This is a genomic window from Shewanella aestuarii (assembly GCF_011765625.1).
Classification (GTDB): domain Bacteria; phylum Pseudomonadota; class Gammaproteobacteria; order Enterobacterales; family Shewanellaceae; genus Shewanella; species Shewanella aestuarii_A.
This window is the reverse complement of the sequence record NZ_CP050313.1, coordinates 3,062,550-3,084,589: the sequence shown is the minus strand read 5'-3', so window position 1 is coordinate 3,084,589 and position 22,040 is coordinate 3,062,550. Positions and strand designations below refer to the sequence as shown.

Below are 22,040 nucleotides of genomic sequence, written 5' to 3'. Positions count from 1 at the left end.
AGTTGTGGTTTTGCGGTTATTTTCTCTGCGATATTACGGATTAGCTATCGGTAATGAAACAAAAATGGTGGTGAGATTTTGTAAGTCATCAACGGAGAAACGAACATTACCTCCTTGGGCTTGTGTAAGCATTTTGGCGGAATATGTTCCTAAGCCTGAGCCATTGGGTTTACCGGACGACACATATTTATCCCAAAATGTATCGCGTATTTCTTCGGGAATAACGCCAGAGTTTTCTATTTTGATGCTGATCATGGCATCTTTTTGTTCGCAGTGAATTGCAACTTTGGTTCGCATTTTAGCTGCTTCAAAGGCATTTTTGATCAAATTTAATAGCAGTGAATAAGTTAAAATCGGATCGCCCATCACATCAAATTCTTGATTAGGATCCTCATCAGGAAGTTGGTAAGCAACAAGTTGTTTGTGACGAAAGGTCACATGCATCACATTCAAAATCCGTTTAATGACATGATGAATAGAGAATCGCTCGGCTTTTAATTGAAAACGGCCAGTTTCAATTCGATATAACACTGAAAAAAGGCTAATCGTATTGATGGATTGTTGCGCCATTTCTTCAATAAGGTTAATTTTGGTGTGTAACTCTTTCGGGTAGCTCTTATCTTGAGCGATCCGTTCTGCCATCGTGCTTATCGCAACCAAAGGGCCTTTTAAGTCGTGATGGACAATATCTTCAACGCTGTCTTTTAACTTCGCCATTGCTAACATGTTGTCATAGTTTGCTTGCAGGTCGCGCTGTAAATTGACGGTGGCTAATAAGTTTTTGACTCTTAACTTTAAAATATCAGGCTGAACCGGCTTGGTAATATAATCAACAGCTCCACCTCTTAAACCTGCTAACTGATTTTCTAGTTGAGTGAGTGCGGTCACAAACACCACAGGGATTTGGTCTGACTGTGGATGTTCTCGCATGGCTTTGAGCACTTGGTAGCCGTCCATATCTGGCATCATGATATCCAGTAGTACTAGATCGGGTGGGGTTGGCGATTGGCAAATTTTTAACGCTGCTGCGCCGTTTTTGGCAAAACGAATTCGGTAATCATCTTTTAATAAACCCACTAGATAAGATAAGTTATCAGGAATGTCATCGACAATTAAAATGCTGTTTTTTTCATCCATCACTGGGGGGGCGGGCACTTCATCCACTTCTTTGGGCGCAAGCTGTTCAAACAGATTTTTGCGCTCAGCCTTTAAGGCTTGTAACACTCTTGTTTGCAGGGTTTTAGCAGTAAAGGGTTTAGCGATAATGTTGGAAACATTGTATTTAATGGCTTGCTTAACCATGTCTCTATTAGTATTGGCGGTGACTAAAATGACAGGTATTGAATGCCACCTCGGGCTTGAACGCATAGTTTGCAATACATCAAGCCCATTACCACCGGGCATTAGCCAGTCTAACAGGACAATATTGACGTCATTATTTTCGAGTGTTTCTATTGCTCGGCGGCTGTTTTCTACCTGTAATACACGACCAAAACCATGTTGACGTAATTGCTCCATCATTATTTGACGCAGCGCATCCATGTCTTCAATAATCAACACTGTCATCTGGTTCAATTGCATAGCATTATTCCCTCACTCGGTTTAAGGCACTCGATAATTGCGCTAGTTTTTCTAAGGCAAGATCAAATTCAAACTGTTCTATGTCATTTTTTAATGATTTAAGTACTGCTTTGTGTGGCGTTAGCTGATTGACGCCATCGAGTTGATTCACCCAGTCTAAAGCTTGAGTGTTATATTGTTCTAAACACGTTTGTAACTCTGCCAGCATTTGGCTTATCGCATCATCATTGAGTTCACGCTTTGTCACTGTCTGTTGATTTTTTTGATGCCAGTTATCTAAGTCGGTTAATAATTGTGTTAGCTCTATGTGTAAACTGTGCAGCTTGCCATCCACTGTATTCCAATCGATTGAGTCACTGTCCTTTATCTTTAACTCAACTTTAGCTAGTTGCTGACTGGCATCGTTTGCCCCAACATTGGCCGTAACCCCTTTTAAGGTATGAATGCTAATTTTCAGTTCGGCTGCGTCATTATTCTTGAGTGCTTGAGTTTGCTGTTTAATTAGGGACTCACAGGTTTGAATAAATGATCGCAGTAGTTGCAGATAAAGTTGTGAATTATTGTCACAGTTCATCATACCGCGCTTAGTGTCTAACCCTTTAATTTTTGGCAATTTGATTGAGATATCATCATTTTTGATTTGTGGCGGCAATGGCTGCTGAGTTTGTGGTGTTATCCAGCGCGCCATGATGCTGTAAAGATCTCTTACATGCACAGGTTTATTGATTTGATCGTTCATTCCTGAAGCAATACCTTTATCTACATCCTCTTTCATCGCATTGGCAGTCATGGCAATAATAGGTAAATTGGCAAATTGCTTGTCAGCCCTGATGCGCCGTGTTGCTTCATACCCATCCATGAGTGGCATTTGGCAATCCATTAGTACCCCATCAAATCGCTTGTTTTGGACTAATTCAACGGCCTCGATACCATTGTTGGCGAGGGTGACTTTAATGCCAGCTTGTTGTAATAGTTCTAAGGCTAACTCTTGGTTGAGTAGATTGTCTTCAACCAGTAATACTTCCGCTCCTGATAATTTATATTTCATCTCTAAAATAGGCTGGTCGCCCAGTAATACGCTGGATGTTGGCTTATTACCGGTGACTAGCACAATCAAGGCATCAGCCATATTTGAAGGGGTTAATGGCTTAGCGAGTGATATAATTTGGTTGCTATTGCTAATGATATGATTTACTTCATCTTGTTCGGATATTCTATGAATAATCACCATTCGAGATTGAGGGCTTGATGCCAGTGCTGTGAGTAATTCGTCGCTACAATGTTGGTAGTCACAGATTAGATAGAAAGGTGCTGATGCATCAGCGCTTTGCATATGTTGGTTTATCTCTTCAATGGCACTTGGCACATCGTTAATTTTCACATCGATACCGAAGTAATTCGCATGTTTCATCAGGTAATCAGTAGTGATTTTGGGTAGGCCTAACATGGTAAATGAGCAATGTTTGGTGTACTCAAAACGTGCAGCTGGATCATGATATCTGCCTTCTTGCAGCGTCAGTTTTAAGTAAAAACGGCTACCTTTGCCTTCTTCACTTTCAAACCACACTTCTCCGCCCATAAGATTTGCCAGACGCTTACAAATAGCCAAACCCAGACCAGTGCCGCCATATTCTCGCGATGTGGAAGCATCAACTTGTTCAAACGAACCAAATAACTTGGCTTGTTTGTGTTTAGGTATACCAATACCAAAATCTTCGACACAAAAAAGCAGTTCGACATCGGTGCCATTTCGTTTAGAGGTACTTCTAACGATGATGTTGCTGTCTGGGTGAGAGAATTTAGCTGCATTATTACAGAAATTAATCAGTATTTGCCCTAAACGCATACTGTCACCCTTGAGGTAACGGGTATAGTCTGATGGGAAATCAAACAGTACCGTGATGTTTTTCTCATCGGTTTTAAAGCTAATGATATTGGCTAAATTACTTATCACCTCGTACATATCAAATTCAGCATTCTCAAGATCCATTTTATCGGCTTCAATTTTTGAAAAGTCTAAAATGTCATTCAGAATACCTAATAAGGAGCTTGCTGCACGATGTACGTTATCAACATAGTCTCGTTGTTTTCCTGATAAATCGGTTTGTAATGCTAAATACGACATGCCAAGAATCGCATTCATGGGGGTGCGAATTTCATGGGACATGTTGGCTAAGAAGTCAGACTTAGTCTGCGCTGCTGCTTCAGCAGCTTCTTTGGCTATCGCTAATTCTGATTGGATGAGTTTGTCATCGGTAATATCTAACGCCCAGCATAGGTTTGCATTTTGACCGCCGTGAATTGTGGGATAAGCGGTAATGTGAACATCAATAGTTTTGCCATTGGGTTTGATTAATTGGCTTTCAAATTCTTGTGCTTGATTCACATCCAATTGGGATATTTGCTTAAAATCCTCAGGGTTGCTAAACATCTCTGCCACCTGCTGGCCCACTGTTAGTCCTGTCATTTCGGTCATGCGTCTATTGGCATAACGGCAATTATTTTTAACGCATATCCAAACCCCAATCGGGCTTTTACCTAAGATGCTTTGCAGTACATCTCGCTCTTGAATTAATAATTGGTTAATGCGCAATCTTTCACTGATGTCATTAAATGAGCCTAAAATACATTGCTCACCTTCTAACTCAATCACTTTTAACGTGGCTTCTATGGGAATATTTTGGCCAGCTGAATTTAGCATTTCGCATTCGTATTTTAGGGTGCCCTGTTGTAATACTTTTTCGAGTCGACCAATTAATATGGCATGTGCATCTGAGGATTCTATGGCATAGAAATGAGTGAGTGGCTCACCGATTAAGTCATTTTTATCTGTGTATAACATTAAATCGAGTAATGATTGATTACAGTCGAGGATCACTCCGTTCATATTTGATAGCATGCATGCTTCAATAGAAACGTCGAATAATGATTGGAACTTAGCGCGACTGAGATTAAGTTGTTCTTCAGTCAGTTTTCGTTGTTCTATTTCTTGATTTAGGCGTCTATTCCAAAATCCGAAGACACTAAAAATCACCAAAAGAATAATAGCTAAATTGATCGCCCAATTAATTACTCGTTGTTTTTTAATGCCAAAATCGAACTTAGCATTTATCCAGCGGTCTTTAATGCCTTGCTTTTTGCGAGAAGAAATTTGCTCAAATGCTTTATTTAAAATACTTTGCAGTTCTGGTAAGTCTTTTCTGATGCCTAATGCCATGCCAAAACGATAATCTGATAAATCAACAATTTGTAAATCCTGTTGCCCAAAAGCTTCTAACATCTTTACGGCAAGTGGAGAGTGAACAAAAGCGGCGAAAACCTCTTTGTGGTTGACTGCCTTTAATACATTTTCAAGATTAGAATAAGCAACAACAATGAGCTCGGGGTGATCAAGTTTTAATTGTAACTCAGTAATATCTTCAGCAATAACAGCCACTTTTTTGCCGACCAGGCTTTCAAGCCCGATAATATCATTTACCTCATTTCGGGTGATTAGTACCGGCGAAAAATGAGCCAAAGCCTGAGTAAATAGCATCTCCTCATCACGGGCATAATGATCCGTAACTGGTGTTAACATATGCAATTTTTTGTCACGAAAGGACTTGAGTAACTCGTGCCATGTGGCTGCGGTAGAAACCTTAAATTCTATTGGTACTAAGGGTTTTATTTCTGCAATAAAGTCAGCAATTAACCCTCGGTGCTCACCACTATCGCTAATAAATGCAATCGGAGCCATATCTTGGTCGACACCTAAGTTAACTACAGGGTTATTTCTAATAAATGTCAACTCTTCCTTAGTTAACTTGGCTAAAAAAAGCTTGGTTTCTTCAATAATAAGTAGCTTAGAAACATTAAAGTCTGGTAATAACATATCAGGATTGTATGTTAATGATATATCTTTAAATTCAATAGCTTGTCCGTTTATATCTAGCAGAGGAAGATAGTTTTTGTAGTTACTAGGGTTAAGTATGACCGGTGGAATAACATAGTCAAACCCTTGGTTACGAACTTCATTATTATTTAAATAGTCAAATAGCAATACAGTGGCAAATGCGCCCATCATATCGGCACCGATTGCCGCCGCATTAATGTGTTTTTTAGGGATATCATCAGTAAATTCTGGCTGCCAGCTCAAAGCGCCTATTAACGGTCGGTTTGCAAGTTGCTGGCCTGCTATTTGGGAAATTGCGTCGGCCATCTCAGCATTCATTGCAATTACCACATTTAAATGCTTATTGTTAATTAGAGTTTCTTTGTACACCTCCTTGGCCTTTTGTGGATCCCAATCTGCATACCGAACCTTTATTTCAGCATTTTGCCAGCGAGCGGAGACATAATCGGTGAGCTTTTTTGTTCTTGCTGCAACCACCTTATCGTCTTGATTACCAGCGATAAGCAAGATGTTTGGCTGCCAGTTAGGATCATTTCTAGCAGTCAGTAGGCTTTCAAGTAGTGCTATTTCGGTATTAGGGGCTCTACCAAAACGGCCAACCCAATTTGGAGTATTGGCTTTTTGAATCAGTTTAGGATCACTACTATTTCCGTTAATACTGATGATCGGAATTTGGTGCAATTTGGCTTTGCTTAAAACCTGATCAAGTATGTCGTCATACTCAGCAAAAATAATGCCATCAGGCTGTTCTGCGATGGCTTGCTGTGTAAGATTGAGTACACTTTTTGTAGTCCCATTGCCGTAGATAACCTTAAGGTTAACGTTGATGTCATTGGCTGCAAATTGTGAAAATTTAGCAATGTCTCGCCAAAAAGGACGATCATTGCCTAAAATCATAGTGATATTTTTAGACTGACTTTGCTGCAATTTTTCAATGGCTGAAATTTGAGGCGTCGGATCTGCTTTGGGTTTACTTGCTTTATTTTCGCTGATGACATCAATGGACAAAATGATTAATGCAAAAGCGCACAAGTATAAGGCACCTATTAATATGCGTTTAGCTTGGGTGGGGATTGCACTAATGCTCATCATTAGGTTTCCTTAAAGAATATTTAGAATAAATTTGTGCCATGGTGTTGGATTAAATTCAGCGTACGACTCTTTGTTTTGTGAATTGAATTTTTGGTGATTGTTCGCGCTGGTCTATTATTTATCTACTTATGTGCATGGTTAAGATCCACTAAGGTATCTATACTAGAGCTAATAAATGCACACTTTGTCTATTTTGGCGATAAGTTGCGCTAATTATATACATTACCGGACAGTAATTAAGCTTTATCGTTTGTTTGGATACCAATTGTTACAAGCTTTGTGAGTGTTGTTTGGGTTGACGTTTAGTTATGCTGAATGCGTGATTTATTTGTTGCGATGGCGTGGCCGAATGTTGGTGGTTGGTTATAAAATAGCCGTAAGTTGCAATTTGTTACCTTGTGTGATGAATAAATGTTTTATATTTACTGGCCGCCAACTTGGCTGCAAATTTTGTTAACACCTCAGCAGGTAGGATTTAACAATTTAGGCTCACTTTGATGGTGTTTATTTTTGTTGAATTTAAGGTTGCAACATGACGGTTAATGAACTGACTACAAAACCTACTATTTTAGTTGTTGATGATATGCCGGATAATATTCGTATTATTCATGGTGTCTTATCGGATCAATTTATTATTCGCGCAGCCACATCGGGTCAAAAAGCCATTGAACTAGCACAGGTACAGCCATTACCTGAGTTAATTTTATTGGATGTCATGATGCCATTAATGAATGGTTTTGATGTTTGCAAGCATTTAAAAGCCAATCCGGTTACCAGCCGCATTCCGGTTATTTTTGTTACCGCGAAAACGGAAGATTTAGATGAGCAAACTGGATTAGAGTTAGGCGCGGTTGACTATCTTTCAAAGCCTATACGACCTGCCGTGTTAAAAGTGAGGGTCAAAAATCAATTAGCACTGTCCAACCAAGCAAGACAGCTTGAAGAGTTAGTTCAGCAGCGCACCAAAGAATTAGAGCAAACACGCCATAAAATTATCCTTAAATTAGGTCGAGCAGCTGAGTTTAGAGATAATGAAACTGGATTGCATATTGTGAGAATTGGCCATTTAAGCCGAATGTTAGCGCAGCATATTGGTGCGACTGAAACATGGTGTGAGCTGATTTTACATGCCTCGCCTATGCATGATATTGGCAAAATTGGTATTCCAGATGCTATTTTATTAAAGCCCGGAAGATTGACTGATGATGAGCGCACCATAATGCAACAGCATCCTGTGCTTGGGGCTGAAATCTTGGGTGATGATGACAATGCTCCCTTGTTGGTCATGGCCAAAGAGATAGCTTTATGTCACCACGAATATTGGAATGGTAACGGTTACCCTCAAGGCTTGAGTGGTAAAAACATTCCCTTAAGTGCGAGAATTGTTGCCATTGTTGATGTATTTGATGCACTGACTTCAGCCAGACCCTATAAGCAGCCTTGGCCAACTCAAAAAGCGCTAGATTATATTGCGGATGGGGCTGGTAAGCAGTTTGATCCTGATTTGGTCACGGCCTTCTTACAATGTCGTGAACAAGTGGAACAAATTAAATTGCAGTTTTGGGAACCGGATGCTGAATTTGAGTTAACCTAGCTGTTTTGCGTTACTTGGTTAATTTAGGTCACTTTGATGGTATCTAAATATTGTTTTTCAAGGGCTTTCAATAAATGAAAGCCCTGTTTGTTTTTGCAATTAGTAACAAATTAAATTAGCTGCCACTAAACTGTTGCTGTAGGTTGGACGTATTCTGGTTTAATTATTTTTGCAATGGAAGGTCGAATAATGAATAGCAGGTTGTTGCTAATTGCAGGTTTGCTGGCATGTCCGTTTACGGTATCTCAGGGTGTTGCGGATACGAGTGTTAATTTTTCCACCATTTCCCACCAAGCTGATTTTGAATTAACTCAACCCATTATTAGTGCCAATGTACTGAGTCTCCCTGGCAAAGAGCTATTAGCTTTTGGTGTGGATGATAAACGTCAGCGCTGGCTTGCCATCTATGGTTTATTGCAGATGGATAACATTGAGCCACAATTGGTGCTGCTCGATAAGGTGATACTCAGTCATGACTTGTTTCGTTATGACATTCTTGATGCCGATGAGCTCAAACTTGCCGCCACCAATGCTACTGAATTGCAAACCTTGTATTTTTTAAACTCGCAAGCATTATTGCAATATCTACCTGCTAGTCAGACAGCTATCGATAAGCCAAAGTCTGCCAATCAAAATGGTCGAATAGAAGAGGTTGCCGCTGTTAATTCGATTACCATTCTACCTCGTGGTGACTTTATTTCTCGCGGTGATTTTGTTGCGCATATTAATAATGATGCCATTGCGGATGTCATCATCAGTGACTTTAGGACAGCGCATTTATTGTTAGGTACACAGCAGGGGGAGTTTGCTCGACAATCCATTCCTATATTGCCGATTGTTGAGCTTACCAGTGAGGGGCGGAGTACAGCCAAGCACCGCTTTATCATACCGATATTAATTTCGATGGCTTACAAGATATTGTTAAGGTCGGAGAGGGAATGTTGGAGGTATTTTATCAACTTCCTTCTGGGCTTTTTGCCGCCAATGCAGAATATTTATCGGTAAGTCAGCCTATTAGTGGTGTGAACTGGTGGAATAAGCGTGATGCTTATGGGCGTCCGCTAGATCAAAGTGATTTGTTGTATCGCAAAGTGGAAAAAATTGCCGACATAGATGGCGATAAGATTACCGATCTAGTTGTACGTTACACCAAAAGCTCGGGGGTGTTTGATCGCAGTAATGATTATGAGATTTACCTTGGAAGCAATGATGAAGGCAAGTTAGATTTTGGCCGTGAACCTTCAAGTATCATTCGTGCTGAAGGCACGTTAACCGATTTACAATTTATTGATTTAGATAATGATAACCGCCTAGAGGTGCTGGTATCAGGTTTTGATATTGGCGTGTCACAAGTGATTGGTGCCTTACTGTCAGGTAGCATAGACCAAGATGTTTATCTGTTTAAAATGGATCAACAAAGTCGCTTTAAAGATAAAGCCAATTTGACTAAACAAGTGCAACTGAACTTCAGTTTAACTTCTGGCCAAAGTGGTAAGCCGGTGGTGACTTTAGGCGATCTTAATGGCGATGGTTATGATGAGCTTATTCTGTCAAATGATGATAATGAGCTAAAAGTCTTTTTTGGCCAATTCGGTAACATTCCTTTTAGTAAAAGTAACCAAACACTCACCATGACATTGCCAAAAGAGGGCTCAATGGTATCGCTTGGTGATATTAATCTTGATGGTAAAGACGATATTTTATTGCAATATGGCCGCCAAGATGACAAAGCACTGCAACGGCAGATTAAGGTATTACTTAGCCAATAATCTGGTTTAACAATCCTTTATATCAAATTGTTGATTTACCATAACGGTATAACAATCGAAATAAATAACTGATAACAGCCTTAGATTTTTAGATTGTAAAATAACTACTTATCAAAATTATGCCTGCTTATCAGGTATTCCCCTAGGCTGTCGCTGTTCGCTTATTAACTGTTATTGGTATTTTTAGGGTATTTATATCAGCAAATACTGAAAGTGATGTCGATCGCAAAATGACTTATTGAAATCAAAATTTCCTGTTGATTTTATCACTAGAGTGTACACTAACCTTAAACATGTAAATATTATACATGATTAAGATTAGGAGAGTATATCCATGTTCTGTGTTCAATGTGAGCAAACAATTCGTACCCCGCAAGGCAATGGTTGTAGTTATTCTCAAGGTATGTGTGGCAAGTTAGCCTCTACCTCAGATTTACAAGACTTATTGATTTACATGCTGCAAGGTGTTTCTGCTTATGCAGTTAAAGCCCGTGAATTCGGTATTGTTAACGCAGATGTTGATACATTCGTCCCTAAAGCATTTTTTGCGACCCTAACAAACGTGAACTTTGATGACGATCGTTTGGTGGGTTATGCCCGAGAAGCACAAGCTTATCGTGAACAGTTAAAAACGGCTTATGTTACGGCTTGTGAAGCTAACGGCCAAACACCTGTAGTGATAGCAAATCAAGGTCAAATTAATCTTGCTGCTAGCAAGCCTGAAATGCTTGAACAAGCGCCTGTCGCATTACCTAATCGTGGTGATGTACATGAAGACATCATGGGGTTGCGTTTATTGTGCCTCTACGGGTTAAAAGGTGCTGCTGCGTATATGGAGCATGCACGCGTACTGGATCAAACTGATGTTGATGTAGCTGGCCGCTTCCATGAAATCATGGCGTTTTTAGGTGAAGATTCTATTGATGCTGACAAGTTATTTACTACCGCGATGGGCATTGGTCAGCTTAACTATCGCGTGATGGAAATGCTTGATACTGGTGAAACCTCAGCATTCGGTCATCCAGAGCCAACTGTGGTAAATACTAAGTCTATTAAAGGTAAAGCTATTTTAGTATCTGGTCATGATATGAAAGATCTAGAGCTAATCCTGCAACAAACCGAAGGTAAAGGGATTAACGTGTTTACTCACGGAGAAATGTTACCGGCATTAGCATACCCAGCATTTAAAAAATACTCTCACTTAGTAGGTAACTACGGTAGTGCTTGGCAAAATCAGCAACAAGAATTTGCGACATTCCCTGGTGCTGTTGTAATGACTTCTAACTGTATTATTGACCCAAATGTGGGTGACTATTCAGATCGTATCTTTACCCGCAGTATCGTTGGCTGGCCTGGTGTAACTCATGTTGAAGGCGATGACTTTAGCGCTGTGATTGATAAAGCGCTTGAGCTAGAAGGCTTTAAATATGATGAAATCCCACACTCGATTACGATTGGTTTTGCGCGTAATGCATTAATGGCTGCGGCACCCACTGTAGTTGAAAACGTCAAAAATGGTTCAATCAAACACTTTTTCTTAATTGGTGGTTGTGACGGTGACAAAGCTGAACGTAGCTATTTTACCGATTTGGCCAAATCTGTACCTGATGATTCACTTATTTTGACCTTGGGTTGTGGTAAGTACAAATTTAACAAACTTGAGTTTGGCGATATCAATGGTGTGCCACGTTTACTTGATGTTGGCCAATGTAATGATGCTTATTCAGCCATTCAATTAGCATTAGCGTTAAAAGATATTTTTGAATGTGACATCAATGATTTGCCATTAAGCTTGGTATTATCTTGGTTTGAGCAAAAAGCGATTGTGGTGTTATTAACCTTATTATCGTTAGGGGTAAAAAACATCCGTACAGGTCCAAGTGCACCGGGTTTCTTAACTGATAATCTTGCTAAGATCTTAGAAGATCAATTTGGTTTACGCACTACCACCGACGTTGAATCAGATTTAAAAGCAATGATGACAGCGGCTTAATCATCTTCTCTGTGGCGATATCAGCTTCATATGATATCGCCTTTTTTGTTCTTTTTTCTGCTTATAGGTGTCACATGACTCGCTCAGGATTTTCATTTTCAGCTGCTTTATCATCTGCCCATGCCAAAGATAAACCCGAAAAGTCCCAAGACTCTGTTAAGCAAGCCTCGTCGCCACCTAAAGCCGCTTTTTCATTTTCTGGGGCGCTATCGGCTGCGCAAGCAGATAGCAAACTGAAAACAGCAGCTAAGCCTGTAGGGTTTTCATTTTCGGCAGCATTATCAGCTATTGATGATGAAGCAAAAGAGTCAGACGTTCAGGTTGAAGACACGCCCAAAGCAACGACACTTAGCAATGCAAATATTTTAGCCGCACAAAGTTGGCAACGCGGTGAAGTACAGCTTAAATGTGTTGAAAAATCGCATGAAACCCATGATGTTATCAGTTTTCGTTTTCAAGGCGTCGAGCCAGTTAAGTTTAATTTTAAACCTGGGCAATTTATTACCTTTAAGTTAAACATTGACGGTAAGCCAGTTTATCGTAGCTATACCATCGCATCGTCACCTTCTCGCCCCTATTCTTTGACTGTGACCATTAAACAAATTGAAGGTGGTTTGGTATCAAATTACTTAGCTCAGCAGCTAAATGTAGATGATCAAGTTACAGTCACTGGCCCTGATGGCGCATTTAACTTGGTTGATATTCAAGCTGATAAGTATTTGTTTCTCAGCGCGGGCAGCGGTATCACTCCTATGCATTCAATGTCGCGTTGGTTATGTGATACTCAAGTTGGTAGTGATATTGCTTTTGTGCATAGTGCACGTTCGGTAAATGATATTATCTTTGCTGATTCAGTGGGGTCAATGGCGCAGCGTAGCGAAAGTTTCTCCTTAAGCTATATTCTTGAATCAGATGAAAAACTTACATCAATTCAGCAAGCTAATAAACAAGCTCAATATATACTTGGTCGTTTAGATATTGATAAGCTCACTAAGCTAGTGGTTGATTATCAAACTCGTACCGTGTTTATTTGTGGCCCTGAACCCTACATGGCTGCGGTTAAGGCTATGTTGGAACAAGCCAATTTCGATATGAACAACTTCTATCAAGAAAGTTTTGGTGCAGTGCCTAACGTTTCTGTTAACACGGCAAGCAATCAAGCTGCCAGCCAATCTTTTATCTTAAATATCGCCGATCAAGATATTCCACTTTCCAGTGAACAAACCTTACTTGAAGGCATTGAATCTGCAGCTTTACCCATTATTGCTGCGTGTCGAAGCGGTGTTTGTGGTGCTTGTAAGTGTAAGGTTACTAAAGGCACCACTCAATCAAGTAGTTCAATGACATTAACCGAGCAAGAAATTGCCGAAGGCTATGTGCTGGCATGCTCAACTAGGCTCACTTCAAACGCTAGTTTAAGTTTGTTTTGAGGTGTTACATATTAATTCATCAATTTAATTTTTTAATCATCTACATCTACTCAAAGTCTGCTTCGGCAGGCTTTTTTGTATGTGCTATTTAATACTTTAGGTTGCTAATATGTTAAAAAGTTAATGACAACGTTGTCATTTTTGTGGTTTAGTAAGTTACTCCCTTAAAATTGAAAGCTTGCCGAGTTATTTGACGTAAGGTTGTCTTATGATATTGAAAACAAAAATAATACTGTTTGCTATCCTTTTGTTTATTGCAACGCTTGGCATCGCCTTTGGCGGTTTGCATGCATTATCTGATTCTAGTCATAGCGACAATATTGCTCGCATAAATCAATTAATGAAAAGTACAGCCAATATTGTGGCGCAATTTGAGCAATTTCAGCAATCAGGGGAATTAAGCGAAACGCAGGCAAAATCATTAGCAATTCAAGTACTGCGAGAAAATAAATACCATGATTCAGAGTATGTTTATGTTGTAGATAATAATATGAATTTTGTGGCAACGCCCCACGATCCACAGTTGCATGGCACCAGCTTTAATGATTTTGTTGATGCTAACGGACAAAGCATTGGTCAAATGGTACAGCAACTTGTAGGTAGCCAAACGGGTAAGATTTTAACCTATGAATGGACCTCTCAGCGTGAAGGGCAGGTGGTTTCATTAACCTCAGTGGTGCAACAATCCGAATTATGGCATTGGTATGTGGGGACGGGTATTAGTTACGCTGAAGCTGATGCAAGGTATTGGTCTGTCGCCAGTGGTCTACTTACATTTGCTGTGATTGTCGCCATCATTTTATCGCTTAGTTTGGCAAGGTTTGGTTTTAAATTGCATCACTCACTAGGTGCTGAAATTGAACAGGTTCATCAATTTGTATTAAGTGTCTCTAGAGGTAACTTGCGCCAACAGTCCACATTAGCTAATGCGCCTGATAACTCTGTGGTTGGAGCTATGAATTATATGCAGGTGGGGTTACAAGGTGTGGTGCAGGGGATTAAAAGCGTCGCAGATGTGCTGCATCACCAGACTGATAGCTCTAGCCAGCGTTCCCATGAATTAGATAAGCTTACGCGGGCAATGCACGACGAAACCCAAATGGTGGCTTCAGCCATTACCGAATTAACAGCTTCCTCAGCTAATGTGGTTCAGCACGCAAAGCAGACCGCCGCTTCAGTGAATGCGGCTGAGCAGCAGGGCATTAATGCACATCGATTAACCCAAGAGTCTGCGACCACGATTTCATTGCTTGAAACGCAAATAGAAAGTGCTGGCAAGAATATACAAATCTTAGATGATGAGGTCAGTAATATTGCCAGTGTGTTACAGGTGATCCAAGGGATAGCTGAGCAAACTAATTTATTAGCATTAAATGCAGCAATTGAAGCCGCAAGGGCTGGAGAGCAAGGGCGTGGTTTTGCGGTGGTGGCCGATGAAGTCAGGCAGTTAGCTCAGCGAACACAAACAAGCACAGAACAAATTAAACAAATGATCGATAAGCTGCAAAAAGCCACTCAAGATGCTAAATCATCTGTGGTTCAAAGCATTGCGACTAGTGAAGAAACGGTGACCAAGTCTGTGCGCGTTGCAGATGAACTTAAAAATATTGCTCAGTCATTGTCTGATATAGCGCACATGAGTCAACAAATATCCGAAGCCGCTACTGAGCAATTGGCGGCGGGAGAAGACTCTGCGCAGCGAATTGTATTGATTGCTGATACGGCTTCTAAAACCAATGAAGTGTCAGAAAAAGCCCATAGCGATAGTGAGCAAGTGAAACTGCTCACAGACAAATTAGAGGTCGAAATCCACAAGTTTCAAATTTAATATTCAATGATAATTGCCATGCAAGGTTTAACAATTTTGAGCTATCGCACGAATGGTTAGCCAGCATAGCGTTATAATTGGATTTTAAATATGAGGAGTAACTAATGTCTAAATCCATTCATGGCCGTAACGTCATTAATCTAATGAAACAACACTCACCACAGCCACGTGATCAATGGTTAGCATTAGTGGCTCAGGAGTTTGGTGCCAGCGCTGAATTTCACACTTGCCAAGCAAGTGATATGACAGCACAACAGCTTATTGACATGTTTATTGGTAACGGACGTTTAACGGAAACCGCTGAAGGATTTACGATTAATCAATGTGGTCACTGTGCGGGTAAAGAGTCGCATTCACACGCATAACACAGGATTGATAATACACAAATGCCAGACATTGTCTGGCATTTGTGTATTTAACTTTAATAGGTTAGCCACTGACTAACCAATAAAGCTTAAGTAGCCCTGCAAAATAATTGCATTCACAATATCGATAAAAAATGCACCGACTATGGGGACTACCATAAATGCTTGTGGTGACGGCCCTGTGCGTGACACCAATGCCCCCATATTCATTACCGCTGTGGGTGTTGCTCCCATGCCAAAACCACAGTGGCCGCCAGCCATCACCGCTGAGTCATAATTATTCCCCATGACTTTAAAAGTAACAAAGTAAGCAAACAATCCAAGGATAATGGTTTGTGCCACCAAAATAACCAGAAGAGGAATGGCTAAATCAAAAATTTCCCATAATTTTAAATTCATTAATGCCATCGATAAAAACAATGCTAATGCAACTGTACCAAGAACATCGACAGATTCTCGGTTGATTTTATAACCACGTGATACTTCGGTGATATTGGTGATCACCACTCCGAAAAATAATGCATAAACAAAGTCAGGCATTTTTAACCATGTCAGATCAAAGCTTGCAACTAAATGACTGGTCCATTTTGAGCCTGCAACGCAAAGCAGCATGATAAACAGGACTTCTAAAATACTTTTTGCGGTAACTCTATCTTCTTCAAGTTGATCATAGGTGACAATATCGGGGTGAGATTTGTGATGATTTTTACTGATCCCAAATGACGATATTAACTTGTTTTTGTTAATAAGGCGTTGCGCAACAGGGCCACCAATAATCCCGCCCATAACAAGACCAAAGGTTGCTGCGGCCATGGCAAATTCAAAGGTTTGAATGCCGTAATCTTTCTCAAAGGTTTGTGCCCAAGCTGCGCCTGTTCCATGCCCACCAGAGAGGGTAATTGACCCTGCAATCAGGCCCATAATTGGCTCTAAGCCTAACGCTGACGCAAGACTGACCCCAACCGCATTTTGAATCACAATGTAAACAGAAGCGACGCCTAGAAACAGGAATACTTTGGCACCGCCTTTCATTAGCAATTTATAACTGGCAGCAAGACCAACAGAGCTAAAAAACATCAGCATCAAGGTGTTTTGCATTGATAAAGAAAATTGCAGATGAATATTGTTGAAGTGAAGAAGGGTAATTATCCCAGCAATAATTAGCCCACCAACAATGGGTTCGGGAATGTTGTATTTACGTAGGAAGGAAATGTAACGATTAACCGCATGACCAATAAACAGTACCATTAAGGCAATGATGAATGATTCTAACTCGCCTATGGTGATGATGTTATTCATAAGACTCCTAGTCAGTAAATTCGCCTGATAAGTTTAATTATGAAATCAGAGACAAATAATAAATGTAACTCGAATAGATGGTGCTCACGAGCAAAAGGAAAGTGGTTTATTCTGTCATAAGATCGCGTAAAAGTCTTGTTTTGCAGAATATTTGACTGGTTTAAGTTATTGATTGGTATATATGATGTTACATTTGGCGGTGATGTAAATGTTATTAAACAAACCATTGTCGATTGTTAATAGTCATTAACTTGTTTTCTTTGAAGTTTACTGCTTTCTTATTGGTGTTTTGAAATAAAAAATCAGTGGCCAATATGAGTTGGCCACTGATTTACTTTTATGTTACTCGTATTCAGATGAATAAGTTTCTGAATATGAATGAGAGTAAAGCTCGAAAAGATTTCCAAATGGATCTTCTAAATAAACCATTTTGTATGGTTTGCTATCGTCTTCTGGGTGATAGCGCATGATGTCCATTCTGACTTTGCCGCCAAATTGTTCTACTCGTTCGATAACACCTTCAAAATCTTTGGTTTCTAAACAGTAGTGGAAAATACCAATACGGCTGAAATCAACATGATGTCTTTCTTGTCTGTCTTTCATTTCAAACAGTTCAAAGCCGATGCCATCAGATGTAACTAAATGGGCGATGTTGAAGCCTTTAAAGCCTTCACCAAAAACCGCGATACACATTCTACCAATTGCGGATTCTTTTTCTTCTGTGACAGCTGATTTTCCCATCACAATCTCAAGACCTAGTGCTTTGGTATAAAACTCAACGGCTTTATCCATGTCACCAACCATAATACCTACATGACTCATTTTCATATCAATTTACCTTTATGTAATTCGTTAATGTGTTGTTTGTTTTGATGGCGTAAGTATAGGTAGATTTAATAGAATCTAAAAATTATTAAAAATTTTGTTTTTGATAATTTTTTGTTATTAATGCTGTTTCGTTATTAAAAGGGCTATTTGGCTAAATGGATTTCCAGTTGTGTATGCTATTAAGCACCTTATATAAAAAAGGCTTATTTGAAATTCAAATAAGCCTTTTTTCGATTGATTAAACGGTATTGGTTAAATTATGAGTCGATAAATCATTTTTATATTAACGACGTCTTCGACTACGGCGGCGTATTCTGCTTTCTCTGTCTGCTGCACTTTCGTTGACTATCGCTTTTTCATCCTCATCGTAATCGTCATCATCGTCGATATCTAAATGATCATTACTGTGTGCTAGCTGAACTGGAGAAGGGGGAGATTTTTTCTCTGTTAATTCTGTCGCTAGTTCACCAGGAGGTTCAACTTTTTTATCACCTCTAAATACTGATTTGAAGATGCTAGTAACGCCTTGGCGCTTAGGTGTTGCTTCAGCTTTAGCTGTTGCTTCTTCTGTTTGGGCTGCGTTGCTTTTCTCGAAAACGGCTTCTAGCTGCTGCTCAAGTTCGGTTCTCATGTCGTCTTCAAGCTCTGCTTTTGCATCGGCTTTGTTGATAGCAGGCGGTGCAATATCATCAATTGACTCTCCAGGCTTCACCCGCACAGCTACATTATCTAAGCTGGCTGATGGCTTGTAGGGTTGGGGGTCTAATGATGCTGTTCTTGGGCGGATTTCTGCAACGTTATCTGTTTTTACCGTGTTAACTTCAGCTTCAGCAGTATCTTTAACCACAGCAGCAGGTGGTTTTGGTATTGCTGCTAAATCTTTTTTACGTAACTCAACACGTTTATCAAATTCTGTGGTCACTTCACCAATTTCTGATTTGGCTATATCCATTGCATTGATAAGTTCATCAAATATCTTTAAGTAACCTTCATATTTAATTTCAATTGAGTTGATGTTATTTCTAACTTCATCACTTAACTTGTTGGTTAGGCGTTTATAGATATTGATTTCTTGTTCTAATTCGTAAAGGTATGTTTTGGTATATTTTACGCTTTCATCCATATTCATGATGGTTGCGTGTAGCTCTTTACGTTTTTGAGTAAAGTCGGTGATTAACTCTAGTGGAATTTGCGCAGGGGACTCAGGTGGCGGCACTAAAGCTGCAAATTCACTGATATGGCTGACGGGTAACCATTGAGTAAACGATGGATGCCAACCGTAACAATTGGGCTCGTCTTGAAGAAAGTTCCTTGCCTCTACTTCTGATAATGGTCCAGTTACATCGCCATTATGTGAAAAATACCATTTTTTCATAGTCGTTATTCTTATCTAGTGGTTATCAACAGTGGAAATTAATTTTTTACTAACCGTTACGAGGTTGCCGCTCCTGCAAGTTTACGTTGCAGTGCTTCATATTGTTCATTAACACTTCGGATGGTTGTTTTAACTTCTTGGTTTAAGTTCTGAGTAACCGTTTTGGTTCTATTTGTGTCACGATCTAAATCTGACAATGAGTTACTAATTGCTTTAAAGGTACTTTCAATGCGGCCTAATGCTGTATTTAACTCTTTCTCTTTTGCAATAAAACGCTCAATCAATTTCTTAGGAATTTCTTGAGGCGGGGGTGGAGGTGTTACTGTTATGCTGAATTCTTCAACATGACTTACTGGGATCCATTGTGCGTAGGAAGGATGCCATGCGTAACTATTGGGGTTTTGTTCGATAAATTTGTTTGATTCTGTCAGCCCTAGTGGGCCACTAACTTCACCATTATTTGAGAAATACCACTCTTTCATAGTTCCACTCTTATCCTTAATAGTGTGTTGGATGTTATACAACGTCAGGGTTTTAGGTGCATTTTTGCGGTTTTTATCAATTTTTGCTTCTAGAACGCCAGAATCACAATTCGCACCCTTTACAACCTGTTACATTAACTCATATTTTTTAACATGACTAGTGTTGTGAGCGATCGTTTTGTTTTTAGTGTACTTTACACAAAATTTGCTCGGCAATTATTGCGCTTGCGCTTTAGCCTTATCGGTATTTTTTAACATTTTGCTGGTGGGCTTTTACTACTCAAAATCAGCTTGGCTTGAAAACTCAATCCATTGGTTGGTTTCTGGGTGGTGGAAACCTAAAAATTCAGCATGAAGATGTAATCGGTCAGCTTGGGTGCCATATAAATCATCTCCGACTATGGGCATTCCTAATCCTAGATGATGAGCACAATGCATGCGTAATTGATGTGTTCGGCCTGTTTTGGGGTATAAGTGCAGCAACGTTTTAGATGTATATTTTTTATAAATACACCAGTCTGTTTGCGCATGTTTACCATGTTCATAACAGACAACTTGTTTTGGTCGATCGTTTAAATCAACCCTTAATGGTAGGTTTATTGTGCCGCTGTCTTGTGCGGGGCAACCATCAATTAAGGCAATATATCGCTTGGTTACGGTACGATTGATAAATTGTTGCACCAGGGCTTTATTGGCTTGCTGATTAAGTGCGATCACCATTAATCCCGACGTTGACATATCTAGTCGATGAACAATCAATGGACCGGTTGCCTTTGGGAATAGGGTTTTCATGCGAGTCTGCACCGAGTCGGTGATATTTTTACCTGCCACAGATAGCATTTCGGCTGGCTTATTAATAATGGCAATGTGCTGATCTTGATAGATGATGTCGATTGTTTTGTTTGCCGCAGGATTAACAAGTAGAGGATCGGGATCCACCGTCATGCCTTTTAGCATATGGCTTAATATCGGGCGGCACTTACTATGACAGGCCGGATAGAAGTTTTGGTGTTGTTTGATTTCTGATTTAGGTGAGGCACCCCACCAAAATTCGGCCATAGCAATCGGCTGGTAATCATGATTAAACGCATAATTAAGCAATTTGGGCGCAGCACATTCTCCAGCACCAGCGGGCGGTAAATGGTTAGGCGTCTCATTGAAAATATCATTGAGATCGCGTTTGTCGCCTAAAATGTTAGTAAATTGATATTGGCCAAATAGTTTGTGCTGCAAGGCGTTTGATAAGGCCTTACGTTGTGATTTTACCGTATCGATTTGTTGAGTCAGTTGTGCCAGTTGTTCCTTTATTTCTGTGATGCGGTTTTGCCAAGTTTGTTTCAGTGTTGCTAAGGCATTTTTTTGTTGCACGCTTTGGCGGCTTAGCTCTATGGATAAGGCTTTAAAAGCTGATCCATCTAAAGTGGTTTCACCTTGCAGGCGAGCTAATTTTCTTTGTTTACGACTACTGACAATGAGTTGCCTTTGTGCTTCGAGTTGTTGGTCTGCAACTTGTTGTTGCTGCGCTAATGTCAACGTGAGTTCGGCAAGTTTTGGGTTCGTTTCAAGTGCGGTTAATTTTTGGTTCAACGCATTGATTTGTTGGTTTTCAATACTAAAAAAACTGTCTTGGGTTAGCATGTCAAACACAGGCGGTACAAAGGGCGGTAAGATATTTTGTTCCGCTAATTTGCCCGAAAACGCCGCTAAAAAGCCCACTTCGCCTTGTTTATTCTTAACAATTAACACGCCAAACATCTTACCAATAATCATGCCTGAATCGCTGGCTGGGTTTAAACCAAAATTATGTTGCCAAGTATTCGGGATTAACCAGTCATGTTGCAATTGCTCTGCTGCTTGTCGGCAAAGGGCATGTGGCTGGTAGTAAAACGGAAACGTGAAGCTGTTGGGTAAGCTTTTAGTGTCAAAATTGTCTTTAAAAGTAATAAAACAAGGGTCGGTCACTGACATAGCGCTTACTCAAAAATCAAAGGGCGCTTATTTTACCTTGTCGACACCTGAACTGCATCTATCATTGCGCGCTTTTTCAAAAGCAGGTCTTATTGGCGAGCAACAAAAAGCTGGCTTGCGCCAGCTTGAGGTTGACATAAATGATACGATTAAGTGCTTAGCCGCGATGCATTGCGCAGATCTTGTTGCCTGTTGGGTCGCGTAAATAAGCCAGATATAAAGGACCAAATGGGCTATGACGAACACCTGGTGCATCTTCACAGCCCACGCCACCATTAGCCACTCCTGCTGCGTACCAAGCATCTGCTTGTTCAGGGCTTGAGGCTGTAAAGCCAATGGTTCCGCCGTTAGCGTAAGTGGCTGCTTCACCATTAATAGGTTTTGTAAGAGCAAAAATTCCGCTAGATGTCATATAAAAACAGCGACCGTGTTCATCAATTTTCCCTGGGGCATAGCCTAAAGCGCCTAAAATAGCGTCGTAAAATTTTTTTGAAGCGGCAATATCGTTAGCGCCAATCATGATGTGACTAAACATGTAACTCTC

Annotated in this window: 15 protein-coding genes; 7 read left to right on the top strand and 8 right to left on the bottom strand. The window is 40.1% G+C overall.

Annotated elements, in window-relative coordinates; genetic code table 11:
- Positions 1 to 33: 33 nt before the first annotated feature.
- Together HBH39_RS13545 and HBH39_RS13540 are read right to left on the bottom strand one after the other, a co-directional pair.
- Positions 34 to 1,581, bottom strand: a complete 1,548-nt coding sequence (locus HBH39_RS13545; protein ID WP_167679134.1) for an ATP-binding response regulator — start codon at positions 1,579 to 1,581, stop codon at positions 34 to 36.
- A gap of 4 nt (positions 1,582 to 1,585) precedes the next feature.
- Positions 1,586 to 6,565 (bottom strand): ATP-binding protein, encoded by a 4,980-nt coding sequence (locus HBH39_RS13540; RefSeq protein WP_167679132.1) that lies wholly within the window; start codon positions 6,563 to 6,565, stop codon positions 1,586 to 1,588.
- Between the two features lie 532 nt (positions 6,566 to 7,097).
- Here HBH39_RS13540 and HBH39_RS13535 point away from each other — a divergent pair.
- From HBH39_RS13535 to HBH39_RS13505, 7 genes are all read left to right on the top strand, one after another.
- Entirely contained in the window at positions 7,098 to 8,159 is a 1,062-nt protein-coding gene (locus tag HBH39_RS13535) for an HD domain-containing phosphohydrolase (protein WP_167679130.1), read from the top strand.
- 189 nt (positions 8,160 to 8,348) lie between these two features.
- Positions 8,349 to 9,164 carry a hypothetical protein gene (locus HBH39_RS13530; RefSeq protein ID WP_167679128.1) on the top strand — a complete coding sequence of 272 codons (816 nt, stop codon included), beginning with the start codon at positions 8,349 to 8,351 and terminating at the stop codon, positions 9,162 to 9,164.
- The gene (locus HBH39_RS13525; RefSeq protein ID WP_167679126.1) at positions 9,098 to 9,928 is read left to right on the top strand and encodes an FG-GAP repeat domain-containing protein; all 831 of its coding nucleotides are present in this window, start codon (positions 9,098 to 9,100) and stop codon (positions 9,926 to 9,928) included. The genes HBH39_RS13530 and HBH39_RS13525 overlap by 67 nt, the downstream gene beginning before the upstream one ends.
- A 334-nt stretch (positions 9,929 to 10,262) precedes the next feature.
- On the top strand, positions 10,263 to 11,921 hold the full coding sequence (hcp, locus tag HBH39_RS13520) for a hydroxylamine reductase (RefSeq protein WP_167679124.1): 1,659 nt from the start codon (positions 10,263 to 10,265) through the stop codon (positions 11,919 to 11,921).
- 74 nt (positions 11,922 to 11,995) lie between these two features.
- A complete protein-coding gene (locus HBH39_RS13515) occupies positions 11,996 to 13,351 on the top strand; it encodes a hybrid-cluster NAD(P)-dependent oxidoreductase (protein ID WP_167679122.1) in 1,356 nt (451 codons plus the stop codon).
- Between the two features lie 208 nt (positions 13,352 to 13,559).
- Positions 13,560 to 15,179, top strand: a complete 1,620-nt coding sequence (locus tag HBH39_RS13510; RefSeq protein WP_167679120.1) for a methyl-accepting chemotaxis protein — start codon at positions 13,560 to 13,562, stop codon at positions 15,177 to 15,179.
- Positions 15,180 to 15,283: 104 nt separating this feature from the next.
- A complete protein-coding gene (locus tag HBH39_RS13505; RefSeq protein WP_167679118.1) occupies positions 15,284 to 15,544 on the top strand; it encodes a YecH family protein in 261 nt (86 codons plus the stop codon).
- 75 nt (positions 15,545 to 15,619) lie between these two features.
- On the opposite strand, the gene gltS is transcribed toward HBH39_RS13505, so the two are convergent.
- From gltS to HBH39_RS13475, 6 genes are all read right to left on the bottom strand, one after another.
- Complete coding sequence (gene gltS / locus HBH39_RS13500) at positions 15,620 to 16,843, bottom strand: sodium/glutamate symporter (RefSeq protein ID WP_167679116.1); 1,224 nt, start codon at positions 16,841 to 16,843, stop codon at positions 15,620 to 15,622.
- 342 nt (positions 16,844 to 17,185) lie between these two features.
- Positions 17,186 to 17,671, bottom strand: a complete 486-nt coding sequence (locus HBH39_RS13495) for a VOC family protein (protein WP_167679114.1) — start codon at positions 17,669 to 17,671, stop codon at positions 17,186 to 17,188.
- Between the two features lie 283 nt (positions 17,672 to 17,954).
- Positions 17,955 to 19,046, bottom strand: coding sequence for a DUF4339 domain-containing protein (locus HBH39_RS13490; RefSeq protein WP_167679112.1), 1,092 nt, complete (start codon positions 19,044 to 19,046; stop codon positions 17,955 to 17,957).
- 56 nt (positions 19,047 to 19,102) lie between these two features.
- The gene (locus tag HBH39_RS13485) at positions 19,103 to 19,528 is read right to left on the bottom strand and encodes a DUF4339 domain-containing protein (protein WP_167679110.1); all 426 of its coding nucleotides are present in this window, start codon (positions 19,526 to 19,528) and stop codon (positions 19,103 to 19,105) included.
- Between the two features lie 276 nt (positions 19,529 to 19,804).
- The gene (locus tag HBH39_RS13480) at positions 19,805 to 21,496 is read right to left on the bottom strand and encodes an RluA family pseudouridine synthase (protein WP_167679108.1); all 1,692 of its coding nucleotides are present in this window, start codon (positions 21,494 to 21,496) and stop codon (positions 19,805 to 19,807) included.
- A 157-nt stretch (positions 21,497 to 21,653) separates the two neighbouring features.
- Positions 21,654 to 22,031, bottom strand: coding sequence for a VOC family protein (locus HBH39_RS13475; protein WP_167679107.1), 378 nt, complete (start codon positions 22,029 to 22,031; stop codon positions 21,654 to 21,656).
- Positions 22,032 to 22,040: the final 9 nt, after the last annotated feature.

Bases quoted from the DNA above. Each gene is read 5' to 3' on its own strand.
- HBH39_RS13495 (WP_167679114.1), bottom strand. From the start codon at position 17,671: ATGAAAATGAGTCATGTAGGTATTATGGTTGGTGACATGGATAAAGCC.
- HBH39_RS13505 (WP_167679118.1), top strand. From the start codon at position 15,284: ATGTCTAAATCCATTCATGGCCGTAACGTCATTAATCTAATGAAACAA.
- HBH39_RS13545 (WP_167679134.1), bottom strand. From the start codon at position 1,581: ATGCAATTGAACCAGATGACAGTGTTGATTATTGAAGACATGGATGCG.
- HBH39_RS13525 (WP_167679126.1), top strand. From the start codon at position 9,098: ATGTTGGAGGTATTTTATCAACTTCCTTCTGGGCTTTTTGCCGCCAAT.
- HBH39_RS13475 (WP_167679107.1), bottom strand. From the start codon at position 22,031: ATGTTTAGTCACATCATGATTGGCGCTAACGATATTGCCGCTTCAAAA.
- HBH39_RS13490 (WP_167679112.1), bottom strand. From the start codon at position 19,046: ATGAAAAAATGGTATTTTTCACATAATGGCGATGTAACTGGACCATTA.
- gltS (WP_167679116.1), bottom strand. From the start codon at position 16,843: ATGAATAACATCATCACCATAGGCGAGTTAGAATCATTCATCATTGCC.
- HBH39_RS13510 (WP_167679120.1), top strand. From the start codon at position 13,560: ATGATATTGAAAACAAAAATAATACTGTTTGCTATCCTTTTGTTTATT.
- HBH39_RS13480 (WP_167679108.1), bottom strand. From the start codon at position 21,496: ATGTCAGTGACCGACCCTTGTTTTATTACTTTTAAAGACAATTTTGAC.
- HBH39_RS13515 (WP_167679122.1), top strand. From the start codon at position 11,996: ATGACTCGCTCAGGATTTTCATTTTCAGCTGCTTTATCATCTGCCCAT.
- HBH39_RS13540 (WP_167679132.1), bottom strand. From the start codon at position 6,565: ATGATGAGCATTAGTGCAATCCCCACCCAAGCTAAACGCATATTAATA.
- hcp (WP_167679124.1), top strand. From the start codon at position 10,263: ATGTTCTGTGTTCAATGTGAGCAAACAATTCGTACCCCGCAAGGCAAT.
- HBH39_RS13535 (WP_167679130.1), top strand. From the start codon at position 7,098: ATGACGGTTAATGAACTGACTACAAAACCTACTATTTTAGTTGTTGAT.
- HBH39_RS13530 (WP_167679128.1), top strand. From the start codon at position 8,349: ATGAATAGCAGGTTGTTGCTAATTGCAGGTTTGCTGGCATGTCCGTTT.
- HBH39_RS13485 (WP_167679110.1), bottom strand. From the start codon at position 19,528: ATGAAAGAGTGGTATTTCTCAAATAATGGTGAAGTTAGTGGCCCACTA.